At 36.8% G+C, this 16,998-nt stretch carries 13 protein-coding genes; 1 reads left to right on the top strand and 12 read right to left on the bottom strand.

The window, feature by feature from the left end; genetic code table 11:
* Positions 1-53: 53 nt before the first annotated feature.
* From glpK to bacA, 11 genes are all read right to left on the bottom strand, one after another.
* The gene (gene glpK, locus JHT90_RS05460; protein WP_201095016.1) at positions 54-1,541 is read right to left on the bottom strand and encodes a glycerol kinase GlpK; all 1,488 of its coding nucleotides are present in this window, start codon (positions 1,539-1,541) and stop codon (positions 54-56) included.
* On the bottom strand, positions 1,541-2,017 hold the full coding sequence (gene ybaK, locus JHT90_RS05455) for a Cys-tRNA(Pro) deacylase (protein WP_201095007.1): 477 nt from the start codon (positions 2,015-2,017) through the stop codon (positions 1,541-1,543). Before ybaK ends, glpK begins: the two co-directional genes overlap by 1 nt.
* Before the next feature lie 2 nt (positions 2,018-2,019).
* The gene (locus tag JHT90_RS05450) at positions 2,020-2,580 is read right to left on the bottom strand and encodes a response regulator transcription factor (protein ID WP_201094998.1); all 561 of its coding nucleotides are present in this window, start codon (positions 2,578-2,580) and stop codon (positions 2,020-2,022) included.
* 10 nt (positions 2,581-2,590) lie between these two features.
* A complete protein-coding gene (locus JHT90_RS05445) occupies positions 2,591-3,868 on the bottom strand; it encodes an ATP-binding protein (protein WP_201094996.1) in 1,278 nt (425 codons plus the stop codon).
* 293 nt (positions 3,869-4,161) lie between these two features.
* Positions 4,162-4,734: a rhomboid family intramembrane serine protease gene (locus JHT90_RS05440; RefSeq protein ID WP_201094994.1), complete on the bottom strand. Its 573-nt coding sequence runs from the start codon at positions 4,732-4,734 to the stop codon at positions 4,162-4,164.
* Complete coding sequence (locus JHT90_RS05435; protein WP_201094986.1) at positions 4,724-10,183, bottom strand: DNA repair ATPase; 5,460 nt, start codon at positions 10,181-10,183, stop codon at positions 4,724-4,726. The genes JHT90_RS05440 and JHT90_RS05435 overlap by 11 nt, the downstream gene beginning before the upstream one ends.
* Positions 10,184-10,307: 124 nt before the next feature.
* Entirely contained in the window at positions 10,308-12,473 is a 2,166-nt protein-coding gene (locus JHT90_RS05430; protein ID WP_236254052.1) for a flotillin family protein, read from the bottom strand.
* 204 nt (positions 12,474-12,677) lie between these two features.
* Positions 12,678-13,436 carry an SPFH domain-containing protein gene (locus tag JHT90_RS05425; protein WP_201094983.1) on the bottom strand — a complete coding sequence of 253 codons (759 nt, stop codon included), beginning with the start codon at positions 13,434-13,436 and terminating at the stop codon, positions 12,678-12,680.
* A 12-nt stretch (positions 13,437-13,448) separates the two neighbouring features.
* Positions 13,449-14,141: an OB-fold-containig protein gene (locus JHT90_RS05420; RefSeq protein ID WP_201094980.1), complete on the bottom strand. Its 693-nt coding sequence runs from the start codon at positions 14,139-14,141 to the stop codon at positions 13,449-13,451.
* A 100-nt stretch (positions 14,142-14,241) separates the two neighbouring features.
* Positions 14,242-14,946 (bottom strand): PspA/IM30 family protein, encoded by a 705-nt coding sequence (locus tag JHT90_RS05415; protein WP_201094978.1) that lies wholly within the window; start codon positions 14,944-14,946, stop codon positions 14,242-14,244.
* Positions 14,947-14,963: 17 nt separating this feature from the next.
* Positions 14,964-15,578, bottom strand: a complete 615-nt coding sequence (gene bacA, locus JHT90_RS05410) for a biofilm formation regulator BacA (protein ID WP_201094976.1) — start codon at positions 15,576-15,578, stop codon at positions 14,964-14,966.
* Positions 15,579-15,737: 159 nt separating this feature from the next.
* Between bacA and JHT90_RS05405 the strand changes: the two genes are divergently transcribed.
* A complete protein-coding gene (locus tag JHT90_RS05405; protein WP_201094974.1) occupies positions 15,738-16,454 on the top strand; it encodes a 4'-phosphopantetheinyl transferase family protein in 717 nt (238 codons plus the stop codon).
* On the opposite strand, the gene JHT90_RS05400 is transcribed toward JHT90_RS05405, so the two are convergent.
* On the bottom strand, positions 16,451-16,879 hold the full coding sequence (locus JHT90_RS05400; RefSeq protein ID WP_236254050.1) for a hypothetical protein: 429 nt from the start codon (positions 16,877-16,879) through the stop codon (positions 16,451-16,453). The two genes, JHT90_RS05405 and JHT90_RS05400, sit on opposite strands and share 4 nt — an antisense overlap.
* Between the last annotated feature and the right edge of the window lie 119 nt (positions 16,880-16,998).

Raw genomic sequence — 16,998 nt, 5'->3', positions numbered from 1 at the left:
CCAAACACACAACCAATACAACAAGACAGCATAGGAAAATTAAAGCATAGTAGCTATACGCCTGTGCGTACTCGTTTAATGGCCTCTAACCATCCATGATAGAGTTGTTGGCGTTTTTCAGCAGGCATAACGGGGTCAAAACGTCGTTGTAAATGCCAATAGCTAGTTATCTCATCTAAACTGTTATATATCCCTGCTTGTAAACCCACTAACCAAGCCACACCAAGCGCAGTCGTTTCACTTACATCAGGACGTTCTACGGTAATATCCAATATATCAGCCAAAAATTGCATTAACCAGTTATTAACCACCATACCACCGTCTACTCGTAGAGTAGTTAATGGGCTAATACTGTCTTGCTGCATAGCTAATAATAAATCACAGGTTTGATAACACACTGATTCCAGTCCAGCAGTAACAATCTCTTGAATGCCTGTATCTCGCGTTAAACCAAAAATAGCCCCTCTTGCTTTAGGATCCCAATAAGGTGCACCTAACCCTGTAAAAGCAGGAACCAAATATACACCTCGTGTATCAGGCGTAGCTTGTGCTATTAACTCAGCTTCTGCGGCATTATCAAATAACTGTAAACCATCGCGTAACCATTGCACCGTAGCGCCAGCCACAAAGATACTACCCTCTACCGCATAAGTCGCTTTACCTTGTAAACGGTAGGCAATGGTAGTCAGTAAACGATTAGTGGAGGCAACTGGATCATCCCCCGTGTTTTTAATCATAAAACAACCAGTACCATAAGTGCTTTTAACCATGCCCTCTTTAAAACAGGCTTGGCCAATTAAAGCAGCTTGCTGATCGCCTGCAATCCCTAAAATCGGAATACAGGTAGCAAATAAATCTTGTTGGGTATTGCCAAATTCTGCGGCACAGTCTAATACTTCAGGTAACAATGTCTCAGGAATATTAAACAACGCTAATAATTGTTTATCCCATTGTTGAGTATGGATATTAAACAACATAGTACGGGCAGCATTAGTTGCATCTGTATAGTGTGACTCTCCCCCCGTCAAATGCCACAGTAGATAACTATCCACTGTACCAAAGCGCAACTCACCTTTATTTGCTCTTGCTCTGGCATCAGCCACATTATCTAATATCCAGCGTAATTTAGTTGCAGAAAAATAAGGGTCTATTAACAAACCTGTAGCAGCCATTATTTGCTGTTCATAACCCTGCTCTTTTAACTCACTGCAATAATCCGCAGTACGGCGATCTTGCCAGACTACAGCAGGATAAATAGCCTCGCCTGTGGTAGCATCCCAAACAATGGTTGTTTCACGCTGGTTAGTAATACCAATACCAACAATAGCATCACTGCTAAGATTTGCTTGCTGTAACGCTTGTTTACATAGGGCTAGTGTGGTTTGCCATATTTCTTGTGGATCGTGTTCTACCCAGCCATCATTAGGAAAAGACTGAGTAATATTTTGCTGTGCTGTAGTAACGGGCTGTCCTAATTGATTGAAGATAATAACACGGCTACTGGTCGTTCCCTGATCAATCGCTAAAATATAGCGGGACATTACTCTTTACCTTTACCAATGGGCGCAAATTGAGCTTTTAATAGCTCAGCTAAATCTTTTGGTGCCAATGCTATATCTAACCCTCTACGGCCACCACTTACATAGATAATATCTAACTCTTCTGCTGAGTCATCTATCACAGTAACTAAACGTTTCTTTTGCCCTAACGGACTTATACCACCTACTAAATAACCAGTTACTCTTTGTGCAACATCTGGGTTTGCCATTTCTACTTTTTTAGCGCCTACAGCATGTGCTATTTCTTTTAAATCAAGCTTCTTTAAAACAGGCACAATGCCCACAAAAAGTTCTTTTTTATCATTGGTTACCAACAATGTTTTAAAAATATTGTCTGCTGGTACACCCAATTTTTCTGCTGCTTCTAAACCATAAGAATCAGCTTGTGGATCATGCTCATAAGTAACCACTTGATGGGTTACCTTTTGTTTCTTTAATAATGCAATAGCAGGTGTCATTATTAACGTCTTACTGGTCGTTTTTGTAGCTTACGTTGTAATGTACGACGATGCATACCTAATGCTCTGGCAGTCGCAGAAATATTGCCATCGTACTCACTTAGCACGCGCTGAATATGTTCCCACTCTAAACGATCCACAGACATAGGACTATCTGGAATTAACTTATCAACATCCACATGCTTAGCCAATAAGGCTGCTAATACGTCATCTACATCGGCTGGCTTACATAAGTAATTACAAGCACCTCTTTTAATTGCTTCAACTGCTGTAGCAATACTAGAATAGCCTGTTAAAATCACAACACGCATTTCCGCATCAACTTCTAACAACTTAGGTAGCAATACTAGGCCAGACTCACCATTCATTTTTAAATCAACAACAGCATATTCTGGTGTATCTTCGTTGGCTATTTTTAACGCTTCATCAGAAGTGCTAGCAATTGAAACACGTAAACCTTTACGAGCCAATACTCGCGCCATAATATGAGTAAAGGTCTCATCGTCATCCACCAATAACAAATGTGGTTGCTCTTCCCCATCAAATAAAACTTCTTCTGTCATAATAACTCTCTTATGATTGATTTTTTATGCGTGGTAATTGCAAGATCGCTATTGTCCCCTGTTCTTTATGATTATACAACTTCAAACTACCACCTGCACGAATAACACTTACCTGACTTAAGTATAAACCTAAACCAAATCCTTTTTCTTTCGTAGAAACGAAGGGCTTAGCCAAGCCATCTTCCATAAACGAAGGTATACCTGATCCTTTATCATGAATACTAATAGTAAAATCACTTTTAGTCCATGCTAACTCAATATCAATCTCCTCAGGGCAAGCATCTGCTGCATTATTTAGAATATTTAGTAGTGCCTGACTCAATATCGTATGAGGTTTAAACATCGGCTCATCATTTTTGCCTAAACATTGATAATGATAGCTCACTTCTGGCCTCATTAAATGCCAACGTTGTAATATAGTATGTAACCAACTGGCAACCGTTTGTAGCTTTATATCATGCAGTCGTTCAGCTTCTGCTGCTCGAACTAATTGTTGCAAACTTCCCTTACATAGCTGAACTTGGCTTTGTAATAATGCTAAATCATCCTGCAATGCCTTATCAGTATAAGTATCTTGTAAATCTTTTAATAATACATTCATCGTCGATAAGGGTGTACCTAATTCATGTGCAGCACCTGCTGCTTGCGCAGCTACAGCCAGTAACTGCTGATCATGTAATCCTTCTTCACGCCATTCTGCTATTTTTTGGTCTTGCTGACGTAAAGCAATAGCCATTTGACTTACAAAAAAGCCAATCAATACCGTAGAGAAGGTGAAGCTTAACCACATGCCCACTAAATGTAAATTAATTAATAGTGTTTCAGTATCGCCCGCCCAAACACTTTGAATTTGTAATGGGATATTCCAAATCCACAATAAACTATAGCCTAAAATGGCATATCCCACTAAACAAAGTGTATAAAACCAAGGCAAAGTAGCCGCGGCAATGGTAATGGGTACTAAAAAGTAAGATACAAAAGGATTAGTAGCTCCTCCAGTACAATATAAGAGTAGACAGTGAATGGTTAAATCGTAAGAAAGTTGTATAGTGTATTCAATATCAGAAACAGGCCATGAAATATAAGTTAATCGAATTACCGTTAAAATACATAAAATAGCTGAACCAACAAAAGAAAAAATAAGCACATCCCACGGTAAATCAAATAGCTTATAAATATAGCAAATAGCTACTGAAATAATCTGTAAAGACAGTACTAATACACGTATTGAAACCAGTCCCCATAAATTAAGTCGACTAGCGAAAAACCATTTTGCTGGAACTAACATAAAATCTCTTATAAAACATAACAGCTACCAATTTCTTCCCAATAAAAACAGAATTGGTAGTTTAATTTAACTCATACCTAAGACGTTTATATAACTAACCTAATCGTTAGATATACCAATCAACTCAAGGCTTATCACAATTAAAGCTATCCTATTATACGGAGAAATATTAATGAGTACTAAATAAGTTACTAAAATGTAGTTAAAACACTACAAAAGTTATGATGAAATGGCAGAAAATCATATTACTAGATAAGGCAAAAATGTAATTACTTTATTAATAGAAAAACAAACTACCTACTCTGTTTAACTGCTAAAGCAGCCTTTAAAGATTTATTATTTACTGTAAGCCAAGCAAATAAAATACCACTTAACATACCTGTAATATGCCCTTCGAAAGATACCTCTGCACTTGGTAATAAGCCAAAAATAAAACCACCATATAAAAGCATGACTAGGATACAAATTAGGATATTTTTTATAGTTCTATCAAAATAAGCATTCCCTAATAGTAATCCCCATAAGCCGAATATCCAACCACTAGCACCAATATGAGAAGCTGTTCTTCCCACTACCCATAATAATAAGCCCCCCACTACAATAATAAAAAGGCTGGCAAGCATAAAATAGCGTATGGAACGCAGCATACAAAGCCATGCCAACACCACAAAACAAGATAAATTACCTAGCAAGTGTAATACACCACTATGAATCCATGGTGAAGTAAAAATACCCCATAATTTGTCTAGTTGACGAGGAACAACACCATAACTTGCTAGACCTCCAGCTAAGACCATATTAATGATATGAATAATTACCATTAATACAGTGATAGCCAGTACTATTCTTATTTGCTTACTCAGCATCTTCTTGATAAGAACTTGTTGTAGGTTTGCCTGCTGTCACTTTTGTCTCAATTGATTGTTTAGGATGCATACCTACGTGCTGCCCTAGTAGTTTTAACTCGGTAATAATATCTTGCATGCGCTGATGATTACGTAAGTCTAAATCTAGCTTTCTATCCATGGTTTTTAACATAGGCATAAAGCTATATTCAAGTGTTTCAGCTAATGTGGTTAATACTGCATCTAAACCCGGCACAGGTTGATTTACCACTTGAATATTAGTTTCTGGCTTATCTTGTAAAGCCTCACTAATTTTCGCCAATGGTTTTGTTACTTTATCCCATGGTGCAGGTTCAGGGTCTTTATCCATTACCTCAGCTATATGGGCTATACCAGAAAGCATTTTATCCCAAGGGGCTGGCTCTGGTTTTTGTTTTAAGGCAGCGACTAATTCAGCAAACTGCCCTATTACATTATCCCATGGTGCGCGTTCTGGTTCAGGGCGTGTTGCAATATTTTTAACACCTTCTGACAAATCAACTAGCTGTGCAACCACTCGGTTACCAATATTATCATCACCACCCATTGACTTATTACGCAAGAAATCACGTTTAATTTGTTCCCAACGCTGTTGTTGCTGTTCAGTCATATTACCGCGTATTTCAGCTAGTTTAAGTAGGTTTTCTTCAGCACCTGTTGTTAAAAGCTGTGCTTCACCTTGATAATGGTCTTCAAGCAATTGCATTAGCTCTTGCTGATTCATTACCGCTGTAATTTTTTCCGCTAGCTTATTCATATTACGATAACTTCCTTGTAACTTGAATGGCGGCTCAATACGATATTTATCTGCTTGCGCTGCACTAGCTATATACTGTAAGTTCACTCTATAGACTAAGTCACGAGCACTCATTAAGTGCTGTAAAGTAGCAACAATCTCGTTAACCTCTGCTGTACTGTAATCGTAACTTAGCTCATTACTTGAGAAAGGTTTGCCCTCTGCTTTGTCAATAAAACGGTAAAGGTCTGCCATATCACGAGTAGCTAAAGGTGCTAGTACTGGATTGGAGGTTAAGCAGTTTTCAATATAGCTAAGACGGAAAACATCTTCCATACCACCCAATACATCACCTAAATTATAGATATCGGCACGGTTAGCTAACATATCAGGTATTTTAAAGACTTCACCTGACTCTGTATAAGGGTTGCCTGCCATAATGACACAGAATTTTTTACCACGCATATCATAAGTTTTAGTTTTTTCTTTCCATACACCTTCAATACGACGTGTACCATCACAAAGTGAAATAAACTTTTGCAAAAATTCAGGGTTGGTATGTTGTATGTCATCCACATACAACATCACATTATTACCCATTTCTAAAGCTAGATTGAGCTTTTCTAATTCCTGTCTAGCCGTAGCATTAGGTGCTTGCGCAGGGTCAACTGAGGTAACTTCATGACCAATTGCAGGGCCGTTAATCTTCATAAAGATTAACCCCAAGCGATTAGCCACATATTCCATCAAGGTAGTTTTACCATAACCAGGAGGGGAAATAAGCATTAACAAACCCATTAAGTCGGTACGCTTATTTTCACCTACTGTACCCATTTGCTTAGCTAAGTTATCACCAATCACACTTAAATAAATATCATTGATTAAACGGTTACGAACAAATGAACTCAAAGGCTTAGGTTTAAACTCTTCTAAACGGAGCGCATTTCTTTCACGATTAATAACTTCTTGGCGATATTCTTGATATCGTTTGAAATTAGGCACAAATACTTGTTGTTGATAAGCAAAACGCTCATAAAAATCATCAATACCTAGAATCATTTTGGTATTTTGGATACGTGTATGCTCTCCCATCAGTCCTTCTATAGAAAAACGCAAATCCATTTCCGTAAAACGCCAGATTACTGCATTATCTAATAAACTGAGTGCTACAGCCTCTGGGATATAACTTTGTAAAGCTGCTAAGTCATCATCGGTTTCAATCACTAAATTATTATCATTAGTCTGACAAAGTGCTGTAAACCATCGCTCTGCTAATTCCCAGCGGGCTAAAGTACGGCCTTGTAAATTAGCTAAAGACTGTTGATAACCAAGCCACATATGTGCTTCTTCTAAACGTTTTTGTAACGTTTCCATCAACTGTTTAGCGTAGCGAGTAAAAGTAAACTCAATATTTACGCCAGCAGAAAGCACCGCTACTAAATATTCAGCAGCCATTGAGCGCTCTTGCTTATCAACAGGTAGGGCATGAACCTCTAAATAACTATCCATTGCTTGCGTAATTTCTAGCTGTAAATCTTTTAATGCTTGCTGACTGCCAAATAACTGTGCCATATTCATTGCAGTATGTGCACGTTCAGGCCACTTTTCAGCTTCAATATTTTCTTTCCAACGTCCCCAAAATAGAGTGGCAAAGCCGCGTGCTAAAGGAGGATAGCGTAATAATCCTACACTGCGATGCATTGGAATTAATTTAGCTAACAATAAACAAGCATCATGATCATGAATACCACGCTCATAACCATCACGATAACGAGGAGCTGCAAATTCACGTACTGTTTTTTCTAATTGGGCAGGATCTCTTAACTGTTGCTCTAACAGATCAATACTTAAACCCTCTTTGTTTTGCTCTGCTGCCTGTAAAATAAGTCCAGCTAAATACTCACCACGATATAAATTGGGTGACTCTGAATCGGTAGTATATTGCCAGTAGTCACGTAACTCATCTAACTCGGTAGTTCCTAAGGACTCAAAATAATCTGTACCTGTTAAATGTGTATAAAGTTGATCGCCCCGTGGCATAATAGTTAAATCAAGCTCTTGGGTATTAACACTAAAGCGGTGGCGAGGCCCTAGTTTAATAATATTACCACCCGCCTCAAAGATTTCAGACTTATCTCTTAAACTACGAACAGCTTGATCTTTCGTGGATTTTAAACGCGCATCAAGGTCATCTGCCCTTACGCTGTCTTTTAATTCCCTTAATTTTTCTGATAACTCACGTAATTTTAAAGCTAACGGATCACCTGCAAAGAATGCATTTAACTCTTCCTGAGTCGTAAAACGCTCTGTGCGACGCTTCATACTCTCTAAAATACGCAGCGCAGCATCTTGTAAAGACTGTGCTTTACGTTGCCTTTCATCCAATAAAGCTTGTTTATGGGTATCAAATGTTTCTAATAACTCTTCACGTTTAGCCAGAATATCTGTTAAAAACTCTTCGTTATCACTAAACTGGCTCTCTAACTCTTCTAACTGTACTAATAAACGAGATAACTGATCATCACAACGCTCAGGATCAGTAGCTAACGATAACGCATTGGTAATGGATTGGGTGAACAGTGTAAACTGAGCACCAAATTGAGCCACTGATTCGTTGCTACGTAATGATTTACGACGTTGTTCAGACCTTGCTCTAGCTTGATTTAAGCGGCCATAAATGGCTGAAATAGCTTCAACAATTAAAGTACGTTGATTGGCATCATCAATTTTTAATGTACTCATTAACTGAGAGAGCGTATCCAGATCATCACCTAGCCCTTTCAGGCCAGCCAATGGTTCTTCCAACTGCACAACGGTTGTGGCAGTTTGCGCCTCCGCGTCTAAAGCTTCTAATTTCTCTGAAAATGGCTCTAGTGCTTCTGCAGTTGATAAAAATACACCTGTAGCTTCTGAAATATGTTGCTGTGATTTTTTTAATTGCTCTTCTAAAGCTTCAACACGTGCGACATCCATATAACGGTAGTCACGTATTGTTAATAAGTGGCCTAACTGTTTGGTAATGGCATGCAGTGCATCTACATACTCTTGAATAGTTTCCCAACTATCAGGTCGTAAAGAAGTAATTAATGCTTTTTGTTGTTTTTCTGCTTGCGCGAGTGTTTCAGCAGATTGGCGACGAATACTTTCTACTTTTTCATATTCATCTAAAACAGCCTCACTGGTTGCAGCAATTTCCCTAACAGAATGGACAATATCGCCACAATGCTTATCTGTTAACCAACTATAGCTATCTAATAATTTACGGATATTTTCACGAATTAAATTATAGTGATTAACGGACACTGATTTACTATCAATGTCTCGGCCTAAACTATAAAGATCAGAAATGCCCCTTACTAGCTCAGGGTTACCTATACGTCCCCAAAATGTATTACGGGTAGGTTGTCTTGCTGCAAATTCTTCTGATAAATAAGGTGTTTGCCAGATTTGCATAGGATGTACACGAATAGGCTCATTACCTTCACTGGCAAAAATAACCATTTTGCCATCATCAAAACGTGCATAACCATGCCCCAAAATAGGATTTTGAAGGCGTCTTTCAATCATATTATAGGTAAATAATACACTACGCCCTTCGCTTGGCTCATAAAAAATATAAAGTACATCTTCGCCATTGGGAGATTTTACAGAACGCTTAAACCGCATTCCCTCCATCGACTGATCAAACTTTTTATATTCACCATTTTGTAGGTAATAACCACCAGGGAATATAATGCCGTGATCTTCTGGCAATTGCACACAAGACTGGCCAATCGCATCTATACGCTCTACATTTTGCGTAATGGTGTTATAAACTAAATAACGCCATACCTCTTCTCTATAAGGTAATATTTTTAATAAAATTAAACTACCTAATTGAGCATATTCAATAGAGGCATCATCAACTGACTGTGTTTTGTCTGTTACAGGTTCGCTATAGATACCTAATCCAGTGGTTGTGTTATTTTCTACTTTAATGGTGAGATCACCACCTGTAGTTTCTACAAACACAGTATCTAAAATATTAATATGGGGAAATTTACCATTTACTCGCATTTCGCGGTTAGTTTTTTGCCACTCAAAATCATATGGCGCAGGTAACGCAATATCACGTTCACCACGGTTATCAATATAACTAATTTGCTTATGATCAGCAGACAGTGCCCAACGGAAAACGCGAATATCCGTTATCTTATCACCCATTTGGAAGCTCGCTAATAACTTGCCATTATTTTGGGTCAGTTGTAATAAACGAGCATCCTTATAGTATGCATAGAGCTCTGTATAATCCCGTACAAAATTCGGTTCTTTTAAAAAAGTTCCGTCTAATTCTACGTGCTCAACATCAAAGCCTTCTTCCACCTCAATCAATTTATACAGTGAAAAAACATCTTCTACACGAGTTTCTTTTTTAAGGCCTAAAAATACATTGTATCCAAACAGTAACCAATCACCTGCACGTACAATATCACGAGCAACACTATTATTTTCGGTGCGAATACGAATTCGCCCAATCACTTCCATGTCACTACGTTTAAATTCTTCTAAACGCTTTTGATTAATAACTTCTATTTGCTTGCGTAATTGCTGACCTTGATCTTGTAAGCGCTTATTCAATACTTCATAAGCACCACCTTCAGCAACTGCTTTATCTAATAAGTCTTGCTCTTGTGCTACTGCTTGGGAATCAACCATTTAATGCCCCATTCTAATTAACAAGGCGACCTAGGCCGCCTTAATTATTACTACAATGGCCTGTTAACTATTAAGTCAGCCAGATTATTTAAGCTTACTCCATCCTTGGAGTTAATTTATTCCATTAATCATCAGTTTTTGGTGTGCTTTTCGTGCCTGTGCTTGCTACTCGTTCGGCAGTGGCAGCTAATAACTGCTGGATTGCTCCTTGCGCCACTGAGCTACTATTTACAAAGCCATCAAGTGATTTACCCACAGCCAATGCTTTAGAGAATTTCTCAAAGAATTCACCTTCACCACCCACAACATCAATCTTAGTTTTAGCCAGACCAGCAGCCAATACCTCTGCTTGCTCTTTAGCGATTTCTTTATTAGCTGCAATTGCAGTAATAGCTTGTTCGAAGGTTTTTTCCAATTGTAAACGGAACTCTTCATGCGCACGAGCGCTATCAGAAAGTGCATTAAGCGAAGTAAATTTCTCAGCAAGACCTGTTGCTTCAGCTCTCATACGTTTTAATAGTACTTCAGCTTCTGCATCACCTACATCACGGCTTACTTTCGCCTTCACGATACCTACTTGTTCTTCACCACGTGCTTGGGCAGCTAGTTTTTCTTCCATTACTTTAGCTTCTACCAAGCCTTCTTTTTCCTTAGCAACGGCTGCAGCCTCAGTAACACGAGCTTCAACAAAACCTTGCTCTTCTTTGCCTTTTGCTTCAGAAAGCATAAGTTCCATTTGTACTTTAGCTTCGGCAAGTCCTTGTTTCTCATTAGCATCGGCTTTAAACTCAATCACACGTGCTTCTGCTAAACCTTTTTCTTCTACTGCTTTAGCTTCTGCGATACCTCTTTCAGCAGTTAGTTTTGCTTCAACCAAACCTTCTTTTTCACGAACAGAAGCTTGTACTTCACGCACTCTTGCATCTGCTAAACCTGGTGCTGCACGCTCTGCTTGAACACCTTCTGCCAAACGCTTTTGTGACTCTGCTTTTTTAGCAGCCGCTTCTAATTCAGCTTGAGCCATATTATTAATTTCAACAGCTTTATGCTTAGAGGTTTCTGCATCAGCTTCAGCTTGCTTCACTTGACGTACTAAATCACGTTCTGCGTCTGCTTGAGCTTCAATAATACTTACTTGTTTAGAACGATCAGCTTCTGATACTTCACGCACTTCTTTAATCGCTTCTTCTTCTTTAGCTACAGTACGCTCAACCGCCACACGATCACGAATAATATTAGCAATCGCTGTACGCTCTGCTTCTAATGCCTTTTCTTTATCAATACGTTGTAATTCAACTTCACGCTCACGCTTAACAATGGCTTCTTGTTGAGCTTGAGTTACACCTTCTTCTTGTTCAACTAATACACGTTTTTTATTTAATTCTGTAACTTCTAACTCACGTTGCGTATTAATATCTGCTTTACCAATTTCTTGTTCAGCTTGTTTTTGAGCAACTTCTGCTTTAATACGTTCTTCTGCTTGAACTTTTTGAGTTTCAGCTTCTTCACGTGCTTTAGTCGTTTCAATTTCACGTTTTTGTCTATTTTCAGCATCCGCTCTTTGACGTTCTAATGCTAAAGTTGCTTCTTGAGTTTCAACATTTTTCTTAGTAATTGCTAAATCTTTATCACGATCTAATTCATTAGTTTTAACAATTTCAGAAGAGGTTCTTTCTACAATCTTACGGATACCTTCTGCATCCATAATATTAGTATTTTTTAAGTGTTCAATAGGCGTTTGATCCAGATAGTCAATAGCCGCATCTTCTAGTGAGTAACCATTAAGATCTTCACCTATTGCTTGCATAATTTCATCACGGAAACGCTTACGATCAGCAAATAACTCTTCAAAATTAAATTTCTTACCTACTGTTTTTAATGCTTCAGAGAATTTAGCATTAAATAAGGTAGCTACTGCGGTATGATCTGAAGCACGGTCAGCACCTACTGATTTAGCTACTTTTAACACATCTTCTTGAGTAGCATTTACTTTTAAATAAAAAGCTACTGTAATATCAGCACGGATATTATCTTTACAAATTAACCCCTCAGTACCACGACGATCAATATCTAAAGTAATCAAAGAAATTTTCATAAATTCCTTTTTATAAATCACTGGATAAACTAATGCACCAGTGAACGTTACTTTAGGTATTGCTGACAAATTATTAACAATTAATGCTGTTCCCTGTGGTACCTTAATATAAAAAGACTTTATTATAAGTACCAACATTAGAATAAGCCCTACAACTCCTCCTGCTAACATAGCAAGCATAACTAAACCTGACATAACTCTCCTACTCCTAATAAAATAATATTAAAACCCTTGCATTTACTTTAACTAACTAACTTTAATTATTTATTAATTATTCCTTAAAAATATTTTTTACTTCAAAAAACTTGTTGTTTAAATTGTTCAAGTAGCCATATTCTGTAGAAATATCTGGTTTTACCTATTAAATTTAATACATAACAATAATCTTTTATTAATATATTATTTAAGTAGTTCCCTATTTAAAAAGAATTTAATTTTCTTTCTAATAATTGCTTGATAACTGTCTATCATTTGTTTTATTTTTCTAGATAAATCTTGCTGATGTTCAACAATTAGCTTTAACCGTCTTTCCAATATTTTTTTCTGTTCAATGTCCCACTCTAACCGAGCCTCTTGTTGTTGTTCATATAGCTTTTGGTTGGTTTGCTCTAACTTATCCAAAGAAGTTAACTCTACTTTATCAATATTTATATATTCCAGATTATAACCATCAAGCTGATTAGTCAGTTGGGCTATAATTGCTTTACGTACTTTTCCCTGATCTTTCTGTAGCACTTCTAAAGGAAGTTGCTGTACTAGTTTTCTCACAATGCTCGTAATAATAGGGGTTAATGCTTTACTTACTGCTGATGAATTTGCTACATCAGCTACTCCTACTGTTTTAGCAGCCTTTAATACTGATTCAGTAGAGAAATTAACACATAAGTTATACGTAATAATGACATCTAATAGCAGTTTTTCCTTACAAAACAATCCACTACTATCCAAATAGGTTGTTTTGATTTGTACAGGTAAAATCTCCATTAACTGTTTTTTATCGGTAGGCATTGTTACTGCATTAGAAAAATACACTTTTTGATTATTTACAATAAGTGCTGAGTTTTGTGGTACTTGAGTATAAAATAGCTTAAAGAAAACAATAATACCCACTACAAAGAGAACAATACTAACTAATATGACTAAAACCAAGGTGGTCACTTTATTCCCCTATTACAAGCCATTAAACTCATCTTCACTAACTACTTTATAAGCACCATTTTCTAAGTATTCAATTAATACCACTCTATCATTTCTTTGTAAGCCTAATGATTCATCTGCTCTAACTCTTAAATGAAGCCCAGCCCCTTTGTCATCATAAAGAGCCTCCCCAAAGGTTTCTGTTACTTTGCCTGATCTAACAATAGCAACTTGTCCAATAAGTGATGCGGCTGAGGTTGCATTTTGCTCTTCATTTAATTTTTTAAAAACTTTACGTAAAGGTTTGCATGTCCATCCTGTTAAGTAGGCAGCAGGAAAAATAGAGGCTAAAAATATAACTATACCAACAGGAATTCGTAATATACCAAGCGGTATACTAAAAATAAGTAATTGAGCAAAATAACAAAGTGCCCAACCAATAAAAAAGAAGACAGTTAAAATAATAGTTAAAGGAACTAAGTCCAAACCTAACTTCATTAGAAGACCAGCGAACCAACCTCCCTGAATATCACTTGTATGAGTAACATCTAAATGGCTGTTGGAGCCATCTATTCCACCAACATCTGTATCTACACCACCGAAATCCAAAACATCAATATCTAATAGACCTAAGGCAGCAATTCCCCAGAAAATAACAGCTACAAATATTAGAAAAGTATAAATAATTGTAGGAAAAGAAGAGATTGTACTAAAAAAAAGTTCCATTATTAACTGAGCCTCCCCAATAAATAGCTCAACTATTCTATCCTAGCAATAGCCACTTACATAGATTTAATTCATGTAAGTGGCTTCTTTTTCCCTAAATTTAAGATGAGGTTTTAGCTTGTTGCTTTTTCTTCAATCTTTCTAGTACATCATTTGCACTACCTTCTTTAGCTAGAAAACCAGCTTCACGAAGTTTGCTATCTAATGCATCATCTGTTTCCATACTTTCTATTTCACTAGCAGCTTCCATTCTTGCACTGCGCTCAGCTTGTTTCTTTTTAATACGCTCTAAAGACTCTAATGCAGTATGCATTTTATTTTGTGAACCTGAATAACGACTAGCTACAGTAGCTTGTGCTTTTTGGACACTTTCTGTCGCTTTAACAGTATCAACTTGTTGTTTCAAACGTTTAATATTAGCTTCTGACTGAGTGATCGCCTTACGTAAATCAGTTGCGCTTTTAGAATATGCACTTTCTGCTTCACGTTCAGATTCAAACGCAGCCTCTAAATTAGCAATTTTTTCTGCTACTTCATGGGCTAGTTTTTCATCATTTGCTTCCAGTGCTTTAAAGGCATAACCTTCATATTCCTCAATTTTAGCTTGGGTTTTCTTAACACGCTCTACTGCTAATTTTTGCTTAGCCATGATGTCAGCTAAAGCTTCCTTAGATTTGCGCAGCTCAACATCTGCATCACGAATTTCTTGATCTAAAATACGTAATGCTTGTGTATCAATAATGGCTTCACCTGCTTCATGAGCACCACCCCGTAATGCCGTAATTAATTTGCTCCACACACCCATCTTTCATTCCTCCTAAGTTAAACCTTTAAATAATCTTCAAAAGCTTCCGTTGCTTTAATTACATTATCTGACAATATTTCGATTTCAAACATGACATTTGAAAGACTTGATTCAGAACTTAGTGCCCCAAACATGATGTAAAAGTCATTTTCAGCAAGTTTTTCGATACCAATGGTTGATAATGGGAAAAACTTATGTGTTCTTAATACTTCTTCATTAAAGGCATTAACATCTTTTACTGCATCTGTTGGCCACAAAATACTTTCTACGATGATTTGCTCACCCACCACACTGATAAATACGGGCAAATCACCAAACTCGTGCATGATAATGTGTAAACTTGGGTCTGTTCCTTGTACTAATTCGACACTAGCCCCACCATTTTTAAACAATTCCACGGCAGATAAAGCATCAAATAATTTATTACTAGTCCACATTGAAACAGCTGCTGTCATATTACTCTCCTGTGATAATGATTGAGTCATTCCTGCTGGTTGACGTAACTGTTTTTCAACGTTCAGTAACATGCGTGCATGCTCTGGCAGTATCCAAACTTCTTTTTTTACCAACCCTTGCTCACGCAAACGTTGACGGTATAGTCGTTGATAATGTGCTGATGTTTTTGTATCCATGGCGTTACTATATCACTCACATGTAATATTTGCAATACTCTTACATGTAAAAATTTATGAAATAATTTAAGTAGTTAAAACACTAAGTTAATCAATAGAATCGATAATAAAAACTAAGATGGGCTAGCAAAGTTTTTATTAACACTGCAAAATAATACAATGAATCTACTCAATATTCCTACCTTTTATTCATCTTTTTCCAAACAATGGGTTTTCCCTTCTGGATTGGAGAATGTATGTTTATGTCACTGTCAATTTAATCAACAGCACTTTACAGATACAGCGTTTAAACAGCACAATATCGAACAGCCAGCAGTGTTAGTTAGCGCCGCAAAAAAACGTAATACTGAGTATTTAATAGGTAGGCTTTGTGCTAGAGAAGCCTTAAAAAACTTAAATATCACAGGCTATCCGCTAACAAATGCAGATAAAAGCCCGCAGTGGCCCTCGTTAAGTTGTGGCAGCATTACTCATAGTCACCATACAGCTGCTGCCATTGTAGCGTTAAAAACACATTGGCAAAGTCTAGGATTAGATATTGAATATTTGATTTCTGAACAGCGCAGTAAAAAACTGTTAGCTACTATTGTTAATCAAAATGAACAGAAATTAATAGATAATGATATTAGCCTATTTACAACACTTGCATTTTCAATGAAAGAAAGCCTATATAAGGCATTGTATCCGATCACCTTGAAACGCTTTTATTTTAAACATGCCGAAATTATTGATTGGAATACAAGGGGTGAAGTTACCCTTAAACTACTGATTGATTTGTCTGACAAATGGCAAAAAGGGACATTAATTACAGGCCAATATTGCGTAAAAGATAACTTCGTTTGGAGCTTAATAGCAGTAGACAACAAAAGATACTAAAAACCTATTATCTTAACAGTTGCCCAATAGCCAACCCCGCCACTTATTAATAAGATTAAAGTCATTGGGATAATAGTAGAAACATGATATTGTTCCATTAAACCCATTTGCCAATTAATTAAACGAATAATAAACCAGCAATAAACACAGAAGAATGCAAAAAAAGCCCAGTCATACAAAGCACTGGATAATAGTGCTACGACAATAAATAAACCGATTCCAAGCTCTTCAGCAATAGAAGGCTTCCAATATTTTAATAAGGAAATAGCCACTATATTAGTTATACTTACAAAGGCACAAGCCCATACAAATTTGCTATCAAATGATATAAAAGAAACTAACCAGAGCAATGCGAAAATTATTGCAAGCAACAATAAAGCAAAAGCCATGAAATTTAGAATTTTCAAGGATCTTATACTGTTCATTTATTACTCCCAATATAGTTTTATTGATAGTGCTAATAATATGTTACTTTTTATAACAAAAATATTAAACAATAGGAGAATAAAATTAATTCTCTTTAATAAAAAAATGTAGATAATTC

The organism is Entomomonas asaccharolytica (assembly GCF_016653615.1).
Classification (GTDB): domain Bacteria; phylum Pseudomonadota; class Gammaproteobacteria; order Pseudomonadales; family Pseudomonadaceae; genus Entomomonas; species Entomomonas asaccharolytica.
Note: the sequence above shows the minus strand (reverse complement) of the source record. Positions and strands in the feature narration are given on the sequence as shown.

Coding starts and splice junctions, on each gene's coding strand:
- JHT90_RS05450 (WP_201094998.1), bottom strand. CDS start 2,580: ATGACAGAAGAAGTTTTATTTGATGGGGAAGAGCAACCACATTTGTTA.
- JHT90_RS05415 (WP_201094978.1), bottom strand. CDS start 14,946: ATGGGTGTGTGGAGCAAATTAATTACGGCATTACGGGGTGGTGCTCAT.
- JHT90_RS05430 (WP_236254052.1), bottom strand. CDS start 12,473: ATGTCAGGTTTAGTTATGCTTGCTATGTTAGCAGGAGGAGTTGTAGGG.
- JHT90_RS05420 (WP_201094980.1), bottom strand. CDS start 14,141: ATGGAACTTTTTTTTAGTACAATCTCTTCTTTTCCTACAATTATTTAT.
- JHT90_RS05440 (WP_201094994.1), bottom strand. CDS start 4,734: ATGCTGAGTAAGCAAATAAGAATAGTACTGGCTATCACTGTATTAATG.
- JHT90_RS05405 (WP_201094974.1), top strand. CDS start 15,738: ATGAATCTACTCAATATTCCTACCTTTTATTCATCTTTTTCCAAACAA.
- JHT90_RS05435 (WP_201094986.1), bottom strand. CDS start 10,183: ATGGTTGATTCCCAAGCAGTAGCACAAGAGCAAGACTTATTAGATAAA.
- glpK (WP_201095016.1), bottom strand. CDS start 1,541: ATGTCCCGCTATATTTTAGCGATTGATCAGGGAACGACCAGTAGCCGT.
- ybaK (WP_201095007.1), bottom strand. CDS start 2,017: ATGACACCTGCTATTGCATTATTAAAGAAACAAAAGGTAACCCATCAA.
- JHT90_RS05400 (WP_236254050.1), bottom strand. CDS start 16,879: ATGAACAGTATAAGATCCTTGAAAATTCTAAATTTCATGGCTTTTGCT.
- bacA (WP_201094976.1), bottom strand. CDS start 15,578: ATGGATACAAAAACATCAGCACATTATCAACGACTATACCGTCAACGT.
- JHT90_RS05445 (WP_201094996.1), bottom strand. CDS start 3,868: ATGTTAGTTCCAGCAAAATGGTTTTTCGCTAGTCGACTTAATTTATGG.